The sequence below is a fragment of the uncultured Acetatifactor sp. genome (assembly GCF_948601915.1).
Taxonomy (GTDB): domain Bacteria; phylum Bacillota; class Clostridia; order Lachnospirales; family Lachnospiraceae; genus Acetatifactor.
On record NZ_CAPDXS010000031.1, the window covers coordinates 1 to 16,440 of the forward strand.

At 44.5% G+C, this 16,440-nt stretch carries 9 protein-coding genes; all 9 read right to left on the reverse strand.

Features of this window, described 5'->3' with window-relative positions; translation table 11 throughout:
* Nucleotides 1-1,825: DUF1998 domain-containing protein (gene drmB / locus Q2B33_RS07285; protein WP_300913931.1), on the reverse strand; the 1,825-nt coding region annotated here is incomplete at its 3' end.
* A gap of 5 nt (nt 1,826-1,830) precedes the next feature.
* Nucleotides 1,831-4,968 carry a helicase-related protein gene (locus Q2B33_RS07290; protein WP_300781864.1) on the reverse strand — a complete coding sequence of 1,046 codons (3,138 nt, stop codon included), beginning with the start codon at nt 4,966-4,968 and terminating at the stop codon, nt 1,831-1,833.
* A gap of 64 nt (nt 4,969-5,032) precedes the next feature.
* The gene (locus Q2B33_RS07295; RefSeq protein WP_300781866.1) at nt 5,033-7,336 is read right to left on the reverse strand and encodes a UvrD-helicase domain-containing protein; all 2,304 of its coding nucleotides are present in this window, start codon (nt 7,334-7,336) and stop codon (nt 5,033-5,035) included.
* A gap of 19 nt (nt 7,337-7,355) precedes the next feature.
* Nucleotides 7,356-8,816: an Hsp70 family protein gene (locus Q2B33_RS07300; protein WP_300781868.1), complete on the reverse strand. Its 1,461-nt coding sequence runs from the start codon at nt 8,814-8,816 to the stop codon at nt 7,356-7,358.
* A 13-nt stretch (nt 8,817-8,829) separates the two neighbouring features.
* Entirely contained in the window at nt 8,830-9,990 is a 1,161-nt protein-coding gene (locus tag Q2B33_RS07305; RefSeq protein WP_300781870.1) for a hypothetical protein, read from the reverse strand.
* 13 nt (nt 9,991-10,003) lie between these two features.
* The gene (locus tag Q2B33_RS07310) at nt 10,004-10,723 is read right to left on the reverse strand and encodes a hypothetical protein (RefSeq protein WP_300781872.1); all 720 of its coding nucleotides are present in this window, start codon (nt 10,721-10,723) and stop codon (nt 10,004-10,006) included.
* 588 nt (nt 10,724-11,311) lie between these two features.
* Complete coding sequence (locus tag Q2B33_RS07315) at nt 11,312-13,621, reverse strand: sensor histidine kinase KdpD (protein ID WP_300781874.1); 2,310 nt, start codon at nt 13,619-13,621, stop codon at nt 11,312-11,314.
* Between the two features lie 153 nt (nt 13,622-13,774).
* The gene (locus tag Q2B33_RS07320; RefSeq protein ID WP_300781876.1) at nt 13,775-14,467 is read right to left on the reverse strand and encodes a response regulator transcription factor; all 693 of its coding nucleotides are present in this window, start codon (nt 14,465-14,467) and stop codon (nt 13,775-13,777) included.
* Between the two features lie 544 nt (nt 14,468-15,011).
* Complete coding sequence (locus tag Q2B33_RS07325) at nt 15,012-16,415, reverse strand: polysaccharide biosynthesis tyrosine autokinase (protein WP_300781878.1); 1,404 nt, start codon at nt 16,413-16,415, stop codon at nt 15,012-15,014.
* Nucleotides 16,416-16,440 lie beyond the last annotated feature (25 nt).

The following is a 16,440-nucleotide window of genomic DNA, read 5'->3' on the forward strand; positions in this document are numbered from 1 at the left end:
CTATCATGGACATAATAGCCTCCCCCATAAGTCCTAATGACAAATTTTCCGGCATGCCAACTATGGCTACACGATCAAGCAGCACATTTCTAAATTCACATGATGTTTCAGGAAGCAATACACAGTCATGACAAGCTGCATAGTTTAACGAATGAAAACCCTGCTTTCTTGCATTGCTGCAGAATGGATCCGCGCTACACCATTGTGCTTTTCGAAGCATATTTTTCAATACTATTCGCATACGTTCAGAATCACTTGCAATACTTATCAGCCCTCCAAGACTGCCTTCTGAATCTGCCACAGCAAGGTAAATCAATACTCCTGCCATTTTAGGCCTGTCCGAGTCATCCATATATGTACTATAGATTTTCTCCTTAATAGAAGATGCACTATAGCCACAGTCGTTAGCAAGTTGCCTAATCAATAAATGCGCAAAAGTATGTAGTGCGACATATTGCGGGGAAAATCTTGTATTTTCCAAAAAGGATTCCGCCAATTCCATTTCCATATCCTGGTATCTATCCCCTACCAACTCTACCCAGGCTGAAAGAACATCCTGATTAAATTTAAAAAAAATGCCCTCACCAAGCTGTTTCACAGCTGGTAGCCAATTTTTCTTCACTACAGATAGCGGTGCCAGGCAGCCACTCCGCAATTCACCATTCCAAGGGCTGACACGCGTAAAGCCTATCAATGCATTAATAACCGTAAGCTTATCTATGACTGTTATGGAGTCGAAATATCGTTCAAAATCATCTGGCACCCTTACCTCACAAGCAACATATTCATCCTCATTAACCATTTCTCTACATAACACATCATATTCGGCTGCTAATATATCTGCTTCTGACTGTACCTTTGCAGAATTCTTCTGTTCCTTTACAAGCTTGTACGCAGCTAACAAATCGGTGGCAGTACAAGACTTCTTTACTCTGGATAGGATTCTTCTATTTATAAAATCCAACATTGCCTGATCACCATATCGAGACCATGCTGTCAGTTCACCATATTCAGCTTCGACAAGCTGTATCTCCTCCCTGCTCCAAGGCGGAATTGTAAGAGCACTGATAGCTACCGGGAAATAAACACTTGAAGAGGAACGAAGCCTGGCAGTCATTGTTTCATTGCATTCAGATTGATAGTCCTTACCAAGATGGGGATATCTTCCAGAACATCTATATCCATTTTCGCCAGCAAATGCATTCTTCGAGAATGCATTTGCCATACTACGCCATGCTTGGCAGTCGTCACATTTAACAAACAGACTGTCAATGTCACTTCTGTTGTCGATATTAAACATAGTAATACGTGGATTCTTGCTTTTTGTACATTCCTTACCGTGATGTACCCACCATGAATACGGAAAATCTTCTATATGTCCGTTTGGACACACAATAACAAATCGTGATGCGACAAGATGCCCTCCACAAGGCTTATTCGTTTTTGACTCACTTGGCATAAAGCATCTATGTTTTCTTCGCTGATTTCTTAATTCCCCAGCATCAATAATATGTTTGCAGACAGGGCAATAAAGTTTTCTTGGAAATATGAATGATTCTATGTCCTGGCTCTTAATAAAGTTTACATTAACTGCTGTTTTGGGTGCAAGAAAGTATTCCACCCCAGTTATCATTTGCAGATTATTATTGAAAAGCCGCCGTACTTCCCAATCTTCATCAGAATCCCAATTGTCCGTGCCTGCCACCATAACAGTATCCTGCACAAAGTCAATAATCGAGCCAATGCCAAATGTTGAAAGCAATTGACACTGCCGTACTTCTCCTGCAATCTCTGCTCTTTGCTTTTTCCCGAATATACGTGGCATAAAGCTCACCTCCTGAAATATATGTTCACAGAATAATCAACATTTCTAAGCGAGTTCAAGATTTTGGGAATTCCCGGCTCCGAGCCTTCCTCCGCTGAGGCCAAAAGGCTCGGAGATTCATTGTAACCCTTATAGCACAATGTATTACGATTTTCTGCTGCAGCTTCCTCCCAGTCCTGCGAAAAATTATGTAGCATCTCAACAGCCGATTCAACATTTGAGGGCATTATTTCTGCAACCCGCTTTGTAATATAATCCTGAATTCTCTGAATCTCCAAATTATCACTACTGAAATATCTTGCTGTGTCATTTCCAGCTAACGATGGAATTGTCAATCGCACTAATGCCACAAAAATGCAATGTAACGCTTTTTCCATTGCCCTTAAGGAGAAAGGTGTAACACTTGTAGCTTCAACATATCGATAAAAAGATTTGTGGTAATATCCAAATTGTTCATAATGAGACTTATCTCTTGATCGCATATTATTATACATTGTCAGCACCACCCCTGGGCATTGCCTCCCCACACGACTCGTTGCCTGAATATATTCAGCATTACTCTTTGGTTGATTATAAACTGTCATAACACCAAGTCGGTCAATATCGATTCCTACTGAAAGCATATTAGATGAAAGGACATAAGAATAGCAGCCAGGCTCATTATACTTAAGCATGAGCTGCTCAAGCGTATCTTTAATCTCTCTCGATGCTTTCCGGCTTGTCAACTCAGAATACTCAAAAACCTTCACATCCGCTGGCTTAATTCTATATATATCCGCTTCTTTCCAGAATGTTCGGGCAATCAAATTGCGGATATGTGTATATATACGATCTTGAATAATGGTAGAAGTCGCTCCAAGGTCTCTAAGTGCATTAAAATACCCAACCGTTGTAAAATATTGGTCTACAACGTTTTCATCTCTTCCCTGCTTAATGAACAATACTTTTACAAAAAACAGAACCGCATACACACGTATAAATAAGTCCGCAATACTTCCACCCATTTCACAAAGTCCTATATATGTACGCGCAGGCCTCTTATCAGCATCTGCTTTTATGGCAAAAAAGGAATCATCATAGCCAATTCCGGCAGGAGGGAATTGTATACTTTTTCTATTATAAAGATTCTTAATCTGCTCTCCTGCATTCTTTACCGTTGCGGTTGATGCAATTATTTTAGGACGTTTACCGCTTCTTTCACATAAATAATCTATTGCGATTTCGTAAATTCCAGCCAAAGATCCTAATGGGCCAGAAATCAAGTGCAATTCATCTTGAATAATGAGTTCCGGAGGCAAAACTCCTTCTCCAAACAAATAACGGGAATTCTCCTCCCATGCGATTCGGGCAAATTTATCGATTGTGCTAATCAATAGAGTTGGGCGCACACGATATATGTCCTCATCGACTAGATATATCGGCACTCTATTATGAAATTCACAGTCCGGGTTGTCTGCACAGCGAATAGTCAGTCCCTGATTTGTTATCTCATACCCATTTAAATCGATTTTTCTACCGCACCAAGGACATCTTGTGACCTGAACCGGATTCCCATCATATATGTTCTCATGTGGATTATCCCTAAGCTTTCGTATAACCTCCTGTGCCTGCATGATTCTGTTAGGGGTCATGCTGTTTCCAATCCACAAGCCAATATTTATCTCATCACCACCAAGCCCCTCCACTCTGCGAATATATTCACATGCACATATCAAAGCCGCAGCCCTCTCAAACTGTTGAATTGTTAGTAGCCTGAGTGTATACCGCATAATAACAGTAACTCCTCCCGAAATAGTTTTTTCGGTTAAACGCCTATAAAAAATCGTAAAAGAAGCCACCCCAAAATAAGCTTCTGTTTTTCCTCCACCTGTTGGAAACCATAAAAGGTCTACATCATCCCTAAACTCGCTTTCAGCATCTACAATGTCAGGAATAATCTGCAAAATATAAGCCAGCTGAAACGGATACCATTTTACATCTCCCGCAACCATCCGCTTTGTCCTAACACGCTGAAGCAGCATGGAACGGTTCATTAGGCAAAATGCTTTCCATGCGTCATCATTTTTTTCCAATAAATTAATTCCTTTTTTCAGTCTTAAAATGCATTCATCAATCCGACTTATTACTGTCCGTCCAGCATCGCGAAGTTTATCTTCTGACAATTCTTTGGTTTTATCCTTTTGATGCTCTCTCCATACTGCATATTCCGAGACAAACTCTTTCAATTTCTTACAAGCATCTACACGCATTGCTGTGTCCCAGTAAGCCAAACTCAAAATTTTTCCATTTCTGACTTCCCCAGGCATCATTTGATACACACGCTCTATCGGTAAAAAGCTGCTCGATACCTCAAAAACCTCTCCCTGTCTTTCAGAATAGAACACCGAGCAGCCATGACCACATGCAAAATTCATGACCTTGCGATACTGCATGCACACAATTTGTTCTTCCACGTCATTTATATCAGAATTACTTTGGTAAATCGGCTGTAACGCTTTAGATGAAAAAATCTCCAATTTACATTGAAAAATGGCACCGGTGCTTTGATTTATATTTTTTTGATTTGCTTTCACTGTATTCTGCGCAGTAATAGTTACCAACTTGCTTTCATCTTTCAAGACATGTCTTACTGTCAGAAATAATTCAAATCCCAACTCATCATTCTCAAGAACTTTCCGTGTTCCTGGAGTCGAGTTAACCTTTGTATTCGTTTCTATCAAAAATGGCATTCTTACAAAACGATGTATCAAGCGCCTCTCTCGTTTCTGTTCTTCATGGATATATTTTGCCCCAGAAAATCGAATCGCTAGAGTATTGGCAGATTTCGGCAATCTCAATGAAATTCCCATTGATGTGGGTTTATAGAGATTCGAATTGTGTATACAGTCATCCGCAGAAGCAACGATGTCTTCGACCTCCTCTCCATCTTCCATACGAGCCATTACTATCCCGTCTTCCTCTTCTTCCTTGCCAAATTTGGATTCTTCAGCCCTCAAAGGCCACAATATCCCACTCACATATGTATTCAAAGGCTCCACATTGTCTAAAATTTCTTCTTCGTCCACAGGACCAATCAAATCCCGCTTCAAAAATGAATATATATCCCCTACCGCATCATAGTAATCCTTATACCCTTTCTCCATATCCCATCCCTAACTCTTCTTATCCTATGACCATATGCCTACTATCATTCAAGCACATTTTTCGTTACTCATAAAACCAGTCAATTTTAGGAAAACCTGTCAATTTCAATCCCAGCCAAAATCGAGATTCCCTATAATAGGCATCGACCCCATCAGGAAAATGCCTTGGTATGATTGTTACAATATCAGCCACATAAACAGGTTCCAGACGCATAGGCGGTTTTGATCCAGGATATCTTTCGCGAACCACTCCGTACAGTTGCTCATGCATATTATATGCCAGATAGCCCACTATCACCCCCATATGCCTAATTTGATACCTTCTATCCGAGAATACTATTTCGACATCATCTCCTTTTTTTATTTTTTCAGCGATATATTCCTGTCTCTGCAGCGCACTAGAAAAATCTCCAATTACAAATCCTGATTCGTCAATATCCATAGGTAAACCCAAAACGACATTGCTACAGTGTTTCATAAGTTGCTTCGTCCATTTAACTCTCTTTCCTTTTAACTGCATCCACCGGGCATTGCATGTCATAGATCGACTTAATTCAACATTCTCTCTGCTCAACTTATATAAATTACTTTTCGCACGTGTACAGCCAACATACCAAACTCGTGACTCCTCTGTATTATCTTCTGAGGGCCTGAAACCATTGTCTATAAGATATACCGTGTCGAATTCACGTCCTTTTGCCTTATGTATGGTAGAAACCGTAAGTTTGTCACTTTTTCCATTTGTCAGTACCGCAGGAAGCCGAACGGATTCATCGCTCATAACCTGCACCAGTTTCTCAATCTCAACTGCTTCTTTCACATCTTCATATGCTGCTTCAGATAATACATCAAAAATTTCAGATGCTACATCCCTGTCATCTGCCACTCTTTCACAGTAACGATTCGAAAACTCTTTTCTCGTCATTACAACACCATGATAATCCCAAAAACAGTCCGCCATAAAACGATGCAACGATATAATATTTCCCCCACTGCGTAAAAGGATATGAGGTACCTTCTCCTTATTAAGTAAATGGCTCACGTATTCCGCCTCTCCATTATTACGACACAAAATGGCAGTCTTACCCTTAATTGTACTGAAATCAATTTGTTCTACAGCGCCTTTCAATTCAATTCGTCGAATCTCCTCTGCTATTATGCTATTAGCTCTCGCTGCATTATGACTTAATAATGCATGTCTAATTCGATTAGAAATAATGGCAAGACTTCTACTTTGCCTTTGATTACCTATTAATTCGTATTTTTTAACATCAACAGGCATTATTCTGCCAAGTTTTTTATAAAATTCCACTGAATTTATGCTGGCTCCGTCGTGACTTTCATAGTCATATATGGCTTGACATTTGTCCCCCAGCAAAAGGTAACCTCCCTCCAAAGCCCCCAGGATATTCAGCACCATCTCCGCTCGTTCATTAACGAGATCCTGTAGTTCATCCACTATGACATATTCAAAATTTGAAAAGTTTTCTTTGAGGAATTTCTCATTGAACAATCTTATTCTTGCATTATAGTCGAGAACTGTAAACTGTTCCTCTATCGCAACTAAATAGCTTGTCGCTAAAGAATCAAAAGTACATACATCGATATTTCTCGCAGCATAAGATAATGTACCATCTGACACTCCAGCCTCCAAGCGTGCCAGAATCTCATCTTTAGCTGCATTTGTATATACAAGCACTAGCAATTTAGATAGGTCTTCAACAAGGCAATTCCTGATTATATACTCAAGCCGTCTCATTACAGTATAAGTTTTTCCACTGCCAGGAGCAGCATTGACCAATATCCTGCTGCCTATATCATCTTCAATAATACAAAGAGGACTATCAATTTTCTTATATACATCTTTCGTAGCAAATGATTTTATATCTTCAATGATAAGTTTGGGCGCTATAGCTTCCTCTGATATTGGTTCTTCTGATATATCATCCTGGAATAAAGAATCAACATTTCCAAGCCATTCATATTTAAGCGGCATCTTGCCATCTGCATCATCATTTTCAACACGGTTAGTTACGGAAGTACGCACAAAATTGGAAGTTTCGCTACACTGCCTAAATCTGGGGCATGCAGAGTATTCACATCTGCCTACCCATACCAGACGTCCTTCCTTTCGAATCACTCCGTGTGTTGCTTCCTCATTTTTTGCATACGAACAAGAATTCCCCTTTGAACACATTTTTTCCTGCCAGTCAGAAAGCTTTATTCCGTCCGCTAAGCTGCCATATTGATTCTTCAGTCTCTGTAAAGCCACTTTCCCCCTTACCTGCTCCACAAATGCAGTATCGTAGCGGATGTTAGTATTTGTACGATTAAAAATATTGCTGGCTATAGTAATATTTGTCTTCATTGCCCTTTACCTGATTTTACTAGTCTATTTCACTGATGTCATAATGAAACGTCAATTGATTAATATCAACCTGCAGTTCTGGATTGCTTTTTAAATTGCCCATACTTGGGTTATGTATTCTGACTCTAGCTATTTGATCCTCCTCTATTTCAGCGCTCAGCGTAATCTGCTCATAAAGAAATCCTTTTGTCGGTATATTGACTCTTTCAAATATAGTGCTTCCATCACCATTCGTAAATATAAAATGAGCATCCTTGGCATCTTCTGTAAGGGAAAATGTTATAGCTTCTATCTTTGAGCCTACCCCATCATTACTAGCCTTAAAAATTGGAAAAACCGACCCATCACTTAAAAATACCCCAAGGGAATCGTTTAGTTTAAAATTACCTCCAATTATCTGCATGAGCGCAGCGCCCTCTGCGGTTGACCACTGTGGCTTATCTGGAAGAATAATATCAGCATCTGCAAAAACATGCATAATAGCCTTTTCATATGATGTCAAATTGCTGCTTCCCCCAACAATAACAACAGCCTCAATCCCTATAGGTGTTAGATTAGCCTTACCAAGAGCAATATCTATCGCCTTCAATATTCGGCTTCTAATAATCGGCTCTACTATGCCATAAAACCACTCTATGCTTAGAGTCAAACTTTTTGTCCCATATTCACCATAGCCATATACCGTTAAATCATAGTCGTCATCTGTCTCAGAAATCTCAATTTTAGCACGTTCACAACGTGCTACTAAAAGATCGCGGCTCGCCGAATCCATATCGTCAAAAGAAGTATTCCATCCCTTTCCCGCTTTTTTCACAATTTCAGCGTGTACATGCTTTGCCAATTCAATATCAATATCATCTCCACCTACTTGTTCTCCAAAAATCGATATTTCTGAAACAGAATTCTTCTTTAATTCCAAAATACTGATATCGAATGTACCGCCTCCCCAATCAAGAACCATAACCTTTGAATAAGCCTGCCCATATTTACGAGTCGAAAAATATGCAGCTGTCGATTCAGCCACAAAACTTTTCACACTTATTCTGGCTCTTTCAGCAGCAACACGCAATTCACGACGTGCCTCAGGTGTAAAGTTTACTGGAAAAGAAAAACCTGCTTCTTTAATCTCTATGCCATGAACACGAACTATATATTCTTTAATCGATTTCAAAAATTCTGAGGTAATATCAGTTGCAGAGTACCGCTTGGAACCAATTATAAATTCTTTATCTGTTCCGAGATATGTTTTCATCGAAGTAAATATCTCATACTCAGAAGACAACTGTTCTCGATGATTGCGAACTTCTCGTCCAAATTTTAAGGCACCTTTATTTTTCGGGATTGCTACAACGGAAGAAAAGGGATATTCTCCTTCTTCCCCCAAGTTAATGCACCGAATACCCTGCTCATCATTTAGTAGCTGAACTACAGATGTATTCGTAGTTCCAAAATTTATACCGATAAAACTCCCCTTGTCCATAAACTAATAATCCTCACTGGCAATCAATGCCGAATCTTTTCAACAGCTTGAATATTCTTGATAAAGTGGAACGATAGGCTTCAAACAAATCCTCTTCGTATGGCTTTTCCTTGCTTTTCACAAAATCCTCATAATCTAGTTTAAGCGCTTCTGAAATATCATTTTTAAGAGTCAGTATTTCCTGCTTTTTAGATATATCATCCATCTGCATAGACTTTCTTAAACGTTCTGTCAAGTCATCTATTTGTTGTTTTTGGTTTGTAAGCTCTATTTCCTTTTCTTTATCCTCATTTATAAGTGATAAAATCTTATTTTCTCTTTCAGCTATTCTACGGTTCATCAACAGCATTTCTTCATCTCGTTGTGCGAGTGCTGCTGTCAGCGCTTCAATGCATAACCGGTTCTCAGTTAGGACTTGCATCTTTACAAGAATCTCTTTTTGCGCTTTATCAATTCGTTTAATCGCGCTTTCCGTGTCATCAACTTTAAAAAATGTATTTTCCTCCAAGGAATCCTTTTTCTTGATATCATTTTCATCAACTATACTTTCTTTTGGCGATTTTTTGTGTTGATTTTCCTCTTTCTCCACTATCTCATTCTGCTGTATTTTCCTTGCTTTATTATTATTTAAATTATTCTGGTCTTCTATAGTTTTTAAAAATCTGTCCAATCGCATTTTATCCAATTCAGCGTATTTAATTTCTCTTTTTTCAATTCCTTCATATATTTTCTCTATATACTGCATTCCATTTTTATCCACTATAAGAGACTTAAAATTTTTTAGGCATCCATCTGCAAAAAAACCACCTTTATCGGACTTTTTTAATATACCACTTAGAATAGAAAATGAAATCTGATACTTTCCTTTAGTCGCAAGAGCAAGCATCGCAGATAATTCTTTATAATATGTCCTATCTGCCTTAAATTGACTGCTACTTATCATCGCTTCTACCATGTTAAGCACTTTTTCATCGACTACAACCTTTGAAAGCTTGTCAAAAAAATCACCACTCACAGAATAATGGAATTTATACAAATATCTTAGTATTTCATCATAATCATGATTCTTTATAGCTAATTGCGACAAGGCTTCAACTACATCTTCTCTGTCTTTTTTGCTTAGTTCTTTAGTTTTCTTTTCTAAAATATCCTCTAACATTTTGATTTCGTCCATTGTTCATCCTCCATCATCTAATTTGAAGCACATCAGAATCAAAACCACATTCTGAAAGTATATATTCACAACGCATCCTCAAATCATTAGCATCCCCACTAGTCTCCACATAAAACCCATTAGATAATTTTTTGCCTGCCTGAACCTGTTGTTCTTCCAAACTTAATATCGGATTGCCTGAAAGCATATATTGCTCCTTTATTCCTAAATGCGCCATTTTATAAGGTTTTTTTAAAATCATTGTCTCACATATTATTCCAATAACATCCTTCCAGTCTTCCATCTCATAGTACTTTTCAAATAAGTAAAATCCTCCTGGAAGCATTGTTGTTTGCGCATCCGCAATTTCATTGTCTTCTTGTTCGATTTTGCCCGGTTCTAGCTTTGTGACATCATCACCTTCTAATTTATCTGCCCTTCTATCAGTATTTTCTGATGAGAACAGTGTCACATACTGTGTTAAGTCAATCTCTTCCCTGTCTTCGGCATCCAGTAGCTGTGCCGTCATCTTACATGCCATCCATGAACTTTCAATCTCGGAATTTATACGATGCAAATCTTCAATCCACTTTCTTAACTGTTGGATTTTGCCTCTTGCATCAAGAGTTACTGCTGTTGCTTCGTCCATATCTTCAATATCTATAGCACTATAATAGCGCTTTTTTTGTTCTGTCTCCTCCTCATCCAAAAAAATAATAAGCTCATTGAGGAATTGCTTGAAGTTCAATGCCATATTGCTTTTCTCCTTTAAAAGTTATCCCTTTAAGAGCAGACTTCCCTTAGCCCATTAAATATCTTCTCGACATCTTATTCTATTATTCCTAATTCCTGGCAAAAAGTAAAGTGCTTTTTCAAAAAAGGAAAAATTTCTTCTGTTTCTTTCTTATACAGCCTTCTTATCCTTACAGCGAATTCAGTTTATAATTTCTTAAAAAACGCCTGTACTGCAGAATTTCGGTAAAAAATTAGCAGGCTTCTGAATCTATCTACAAAAGCCTGCCTGATAATTTTCAATATGTCCAGGGGCAACCCCGATTATCCTCTAAAGGCAATCCCGTATATCCTATGCCCATTTCTCCCAAAAACAAACAAAAAGCAAAATACACAAGATTACTCCCCAGCTGATGCAAACCGTATTAACACCTCAATCACTGCAATCCCACTGTTTTCAAGACTCTCTCTATCCCTATAACGAGAAATGACCTCATAGAAAGGATATTTCCTCTCTACAAGGTCATTTGAACTTAGTCTATTCCCTTTCTGGGACTATCCCAGATTGCCCTCACAGGCTATTCGAGTGTGCCTCGGGATAAAATTGATGTCAGATTGCCCCAAACCGCAGCGTCACCTTGAACAGATCCCCGTCAATCGTAATCTCCATCCTGCCGCCCTGGAGCTCCACCAGGCTCTTTGCGATGGACAGGCCCAGGCCGTTGCCCTCCATATGCCTGGATCTGTCGCCCCGCACGAACCGCTCCTCCAGCTCCTCCGTGGAGATGTCCAGCGGATATTTGGACATATTCCGGAAGATGATCGTCACATCCCCCTCCCGCTCCTCCACGCTTAAGTACACCCTGGAATCCTCCTGCGCGTATTTACAGATATTATTCAACAGATTGTCGAACACCCGCCACAGATGCCGTCCGTCCGCCATGATGCGGTCTGTCTCCTCAGGCTGGCGCACAATCAGATTCAGCCGCTTCTCCTCCATCCTCTGCTGGTACTCGCCCACCGCCTGGGAGAGGAGCACCCCCACCTCGCAGGGCTCCAGGTTCACCTCCAGGTTCCCCGTGGTGGCCTTGGAAGCCTCCAGCAGATCCTCCAGCAGCTTCTTCAGCCGCCTGGACTGGCGCAGCAGCACCTCCGCATATTCCGTGACTCTGGACATGTCCGGAACGTGGCCGTCCACCGCTTTCCCGTGCTGCTCCTCCGCGTCGGCTCCCTGGCCGTCCTGTCCTTCCCGGCCGCAGGCTTTTCCGTTCTCCGCATCCACGGAGCCCTCTTCCGCTTTCCCGATGCTCCCAACGCCATCCTCCCGGGAACCCCTGTGGACATTGTTCATTCCGGCGCCATGCATTCCGCCCCCTGCGGCCTCCTCCCAGATCAGATCCGCATAATTGATGATTGAAGTCAATGGTGTCTTCAAATCATGGGACACATTGGTAATCAGCTCCGTCTTCAGGCGCTCGCTGCGCATGCGCTCCGCCACGGCCCTGGAGATTCCCTGGCCCAGGCTGTTCAGATCCTCCCCGTGCTCCTTAAAGCCCCAGACCAGCCGGGAAGTGTCCACCTTGTAATCCCCCTGCCCCTCGGCCAGCGCCTCTCCCGCCTTCAGAAGCTTCCGGCAGGCCAGAGCCACATACACCACGACCACGAACAGCGCCGCCTTTTCCATAAGCCACAGCACACTGGCCATCTCTCCTGCCCTGCTGGCCATTATAAGGATGATGAGCTCCAGCATGCACAGCCCCAGATAGGCAGCCACTACTGTCAGCACCAGCGGCAGGTCCCGCAGCAGCGACAGGAACCCTCTCCCCAGGAACCGGCACGCCCGGAAGCACCCCCGGAGCACCCAGTAAATCACGCTGTAGCGGAAGCACTTTCCCCGCTTCAGGCGCACGGCGACTTCCATGCAGTACATCGTCCCCCAGACTGCCAGCAGCGAGCCCATCAAAGAGAGCGCCACCATTTCCGTCACGGTACTCAGGTTCCTCGCCACATTCAGCCCCGCAAAGCCCACCAGAACTGTCCCGAAGCCAAATACGAGGGTCAGCACGTCAAGCGGTATCGCCGCCAGCACCCCGGGCACGACGCCCTCCCGTCCGTTCTGATGTCCCGCGCCGCACATCAGGAACACGAACAGCAGGATACAGAGGAAGATGGCCGCTGCCGTCACACCGATCAGCACGAACCTGGCATCGTATACCCTGGTGACCGTCTCGGCCAGCCTGCGGAAATTGTCCTCTATGGGAAAGCCGGAATCCACATGGGCCCGGACCAGATACTCCTCACCGTCCTGCAGCCTGGCCCCGTCCACCGAGACATTATCCTGCCGCAGCTCCAGCCTCAGATACATCTCTGTCATATATTTCGTATCATCTCCGTCCCATGTGCTCCAGACGACCCTTTCCTTCCCCTCCGCGTCCTCCTGAATCAGTTCCACACCGACGTTCCGCTCCCTGCAGTAGGCCTTCGCTTCCATGATATCGCCCTGCTCGATATACCCGACCACCTCAAACATCGCCGTACTGCTGGGGCTTTGGAGCTCTCTGCCCAGCACATCCGTCAGGCTTCCCTCATAAAATCCGGACTCCGCCATATAGACACAGCCTATCAGCCCCCAGAAACCGATGATTCCCGACAGGGCCAGCAGGAAAAAAGCGACGATCTTCGCCCCCAGACAGCCTGTCAGGCGGAATCTGCCGCTCTTTCCACTGTCCTGATTCCGCATATCTTTTCCAGTCCGGGAATTATCTTTCTTTCGTTTATATTTCATCGTTTTTCTATCTATGCCTTCCGCTTCCCCTTCTGCCTCCGGGTCTGTCTCAAGCCATTCCCTCGCCTGTTCCGTCCCCCTCTCTTCCGTCTCCATCTCTTCCGTCCTGTCCTCTATCCTGTTTTGCTCTTCCATATACGCTCCTCCTCTATCCCGGCCAGGGGCCTATCCCACAAAAGCCGCTCCCGGCTCCCCGGCAGCTTCCAAAAAAGCCGTCCCGCTGGCCCATGCGTCCCCGGGGACATTGCCGCGCGTCCTGCCATACCGCCCGCGTCCGCAATGCTGTCCTCAACAGAACTTCTCGCACTTATAGCCCTGCCCCCACACCACCTTCAGATACCTGGGCTCCGCCGGATTGATCTCCAGCTTCTCCCGGATATGCCGGATATGCACCGCCACCGTGTTCTCGCTGCCGTAGGGCAGGTCGTTCCATATCTTCTGATAGATTTCCCTGGGCGAGAAGACCTTGCCCGGATGCTGCATCAGGAGCTTTAAAATCTCATATTCCGTGGGCGTCAGCGCCACCTCTTCCCCATCCAGCAGCACCTTCTTCTCCGTGTCGTCCAACTCGATTCCCCCGCAGCGCAGCACCTCCTGGCGCATGCTCCCGGCGCCAAGCTGCATGTACCTGCGCAACTGGGAGCGCACCCTGGCGGACACCTCCACCGGATTGAAGGGCTTGGTGATATAATCGTCCGCCCCCACCGTCAGCCCCAGAATCTTGTCCGCGTCCTCGGACTTGGCCGTCAGCAGGATCACGGGCACATTGCTCCTCTCCCGGATCTTCACCATGGCCTCGATGCCGTCCATCTCCGGCATCATGATGTCCATCAGCACCAGGTGGATGTCCCGCTCCCCCACGATCTTCAGCGCCTCCCTGCCGTCGAATGCCTCGAGCAGCGCGTAGTTGGCGTCATTCAGATAAATTTTCAGCGCATTCACGATATCCCGCTCATCGTCACAGATCAAAATGTTGTACATAGCCGCATGCCCTTCCCTCAATAGATACTTCACGCCAGCAAAACTTGCCGCGAGTCCCGACTGCAGACCGTCGACAAGATACTTTTGTTCATTTTCCCACAGTATATTTCGGCGGTCTGCAGTATGAAAATCATGATCCTCATGAACCCCATTCTAACAAAACAGCGATTAACAAAAAACAGGGGAATTGTTTAAGATTTCTTTAAGATATCTCCATTTTTCCTGTTGTACCAGCTGACCCGCCAGCACCCGATCGAGAATCTTCTGCCTCATTTTTGTTAATAGAGAAAAAAGAAAGCCAGATACAGAAACAGTTAAATCCAGTTTCTATCCGGCCTTTTTAATATCTCATATAAACGTCATTTAATTCCTGCCAGCCATAATACACAGCAAGTCATGCCGTTTATCCGGTTTGTGCGCAAGATTTAATCACCGAACATATACATTACCCGTCAGACCGGACAAACACGAAAGGACGACTTCCGCTACCCACGACATCAAAAAACATAGCCACCAACAAACCATGGCCGTAATCTCCGCCTGTCTAAACACAGTTCAGCACCCCGCCAACAATGTGGATTCCCGCCGCAGTCAGTTCCTTCACTGCCTCATACAACGCACCCACCGTCGCCATATCCTTCCGTACCACCAGCAGCACTCCGTCCGCCAGTTTCCCCATCTGCAGCATATCCGGATAAAGCCGTATGGCAGACGTGTCAATCAGGACGACTCCATACTCATCCGCCAGCTCCCGAATGGCCGCGGCCAGCTCTCCTTCCCCGCGAAGTATTTTCTGTCTCGCAAAGCCGACGACAGTGTGCACCCCGCTGTCCAGCCGCTCCACATATTTCCTCAGACTGCCGTCCCTCGGCTCCCTTTTGTCCCCATCGTACTCCTTATGCTCTTTCACATATTGATAGAGCGAGCCGTGCCGTAAGTCGCAGTCCAGGAGAAGGACCCTGCAGCCCGTTTCCTGCATGGAAAGCGCCAGATTGTATGCCACAGTGGTCTTTCCCTCTCCCGAATCGGCTGACGCCACCGCTATTATCTTCTTCGGGTCATGTTCCAGTTCATGGCGCAGCACGGCTGCAAGGCGGACATATGAACCGCGGTTCTTTTCTGCGTCGCTGCATTCCCTGCTGCCCTTGCCCTGCTCCCTGCCTTCCTCTCCTGCCGGGCTTTCCATGGGAAAAACAGCGTCAAGGTATGCGGCATTCTCGCCCTTATCCTTCGTCTTCAGCCTCGGAATCCTGCCCAGGAGCTCCACGCCGCAGTCCTTCAGGCTTCTCTCATCCCTTACTCTGGGATGCTGAATGCTGTATATGACACTTATGGCACAGATGATGGCAAAGCCCCCAGCCATTCCAATCAACGGATAAAGAGCCTGCCCTCCCCGGCCGCTGTCCCTTTTAGCCTGCCCCGCCTCGTCCACAACATCGACTGCCCCAATGTCCAACAGTTCCAGCATCACGCCGGGAAGCACCTGCATGAGAGAATCCAAAAGCTCCTGCGCCTGATGCGCATCCTTCCAGGAAAGAGAGATTACCAGGGCCGTGGTCCCGTCAACCTGCGAAGCCTTGATGCCTGCCTGCAGGGCAGCAACCATGCTTTCGGCTTCTTCGCCGGAAGCTCCCCTCTCTTCCGCCACCTGGTTCAGCACCAAATCCGTAGTCGCCAGGAACTGCACATAGGCGGAGAGATTCCGGGCTATCGCGAAATCCGCTGTCCCCGGCGTGGAGTTTTCGTCCTGATACAGGCCGGAAGGCGTCTTCGCCGTCACAATCATGGACGCCGTTGTGGTATAAGAAACCGGCCGGGCGGCCGAAAACATAAATCCAAGGATGCCGCCAATCGCCGCAAGCAATATGGCCGGGACGCGCAGCTCCCAAATCGTCTGAAGGATATCCGGGAGGGATATCCTGATTTCATCTGTATCGTATGCAGGCAATCTCTATTCTCCCCACCACGTTTTT

Excerpts from the sequence above, each read along its gene's own strand:
- Q2B33_RS07290 (WP_300781864.1), bottom strand. The coding sequence starts at position 4,968 with ATGGAGAAAGGGTATAAGGATTACTATGATGCGGTAGGGGATATATAT.
- Q2B33_RS07300 (WP_300781868.1), bottom strand. The coding sequence starts at position 8,816 with ATGGACAAGGGGAGTTTTATCGGTATAAATTTTGGAACTACGAATACA.
- Q2B33_RS07310 (WP_300781872.1), bottom strand. The coding sequence starts at position 10,723 with ATGGCATTGAACTTCAAGCAATTCCTCAATGAGCTTATTATTTTTTTG.
- Q2B33_RS07305 (WP_300781870.1), bottom strand. The coding sequence starts at position 9,990 with ATGGACGAAATCAAAATGTTAGAGGATATTTTAGAAAAGAAAACTAAA.
- Q2B33_RS07320 (WP_300781876.1), bottom strand. The coding sequence starts at position 14,467 with ATGTACAACATTTTGATCTGTGACGATGAGCGGGATATCGTGAATGCG.
- Q2B33_RS07315 (WP_300781874.1), bottom strand. The coding sequence starts at position 13,621 with ATGGAAGAGCAAAACAGGATAGAGGACAGGACGGAAGAGATGGAGACG.
- Q2B33_RS07295 (WP_300781866.1), bottom strand. The coding sequence starts at position 7,336 with ATGAAGACAAATATTACTATAGCCAGCAATATTTTTAATCGTACAAAT.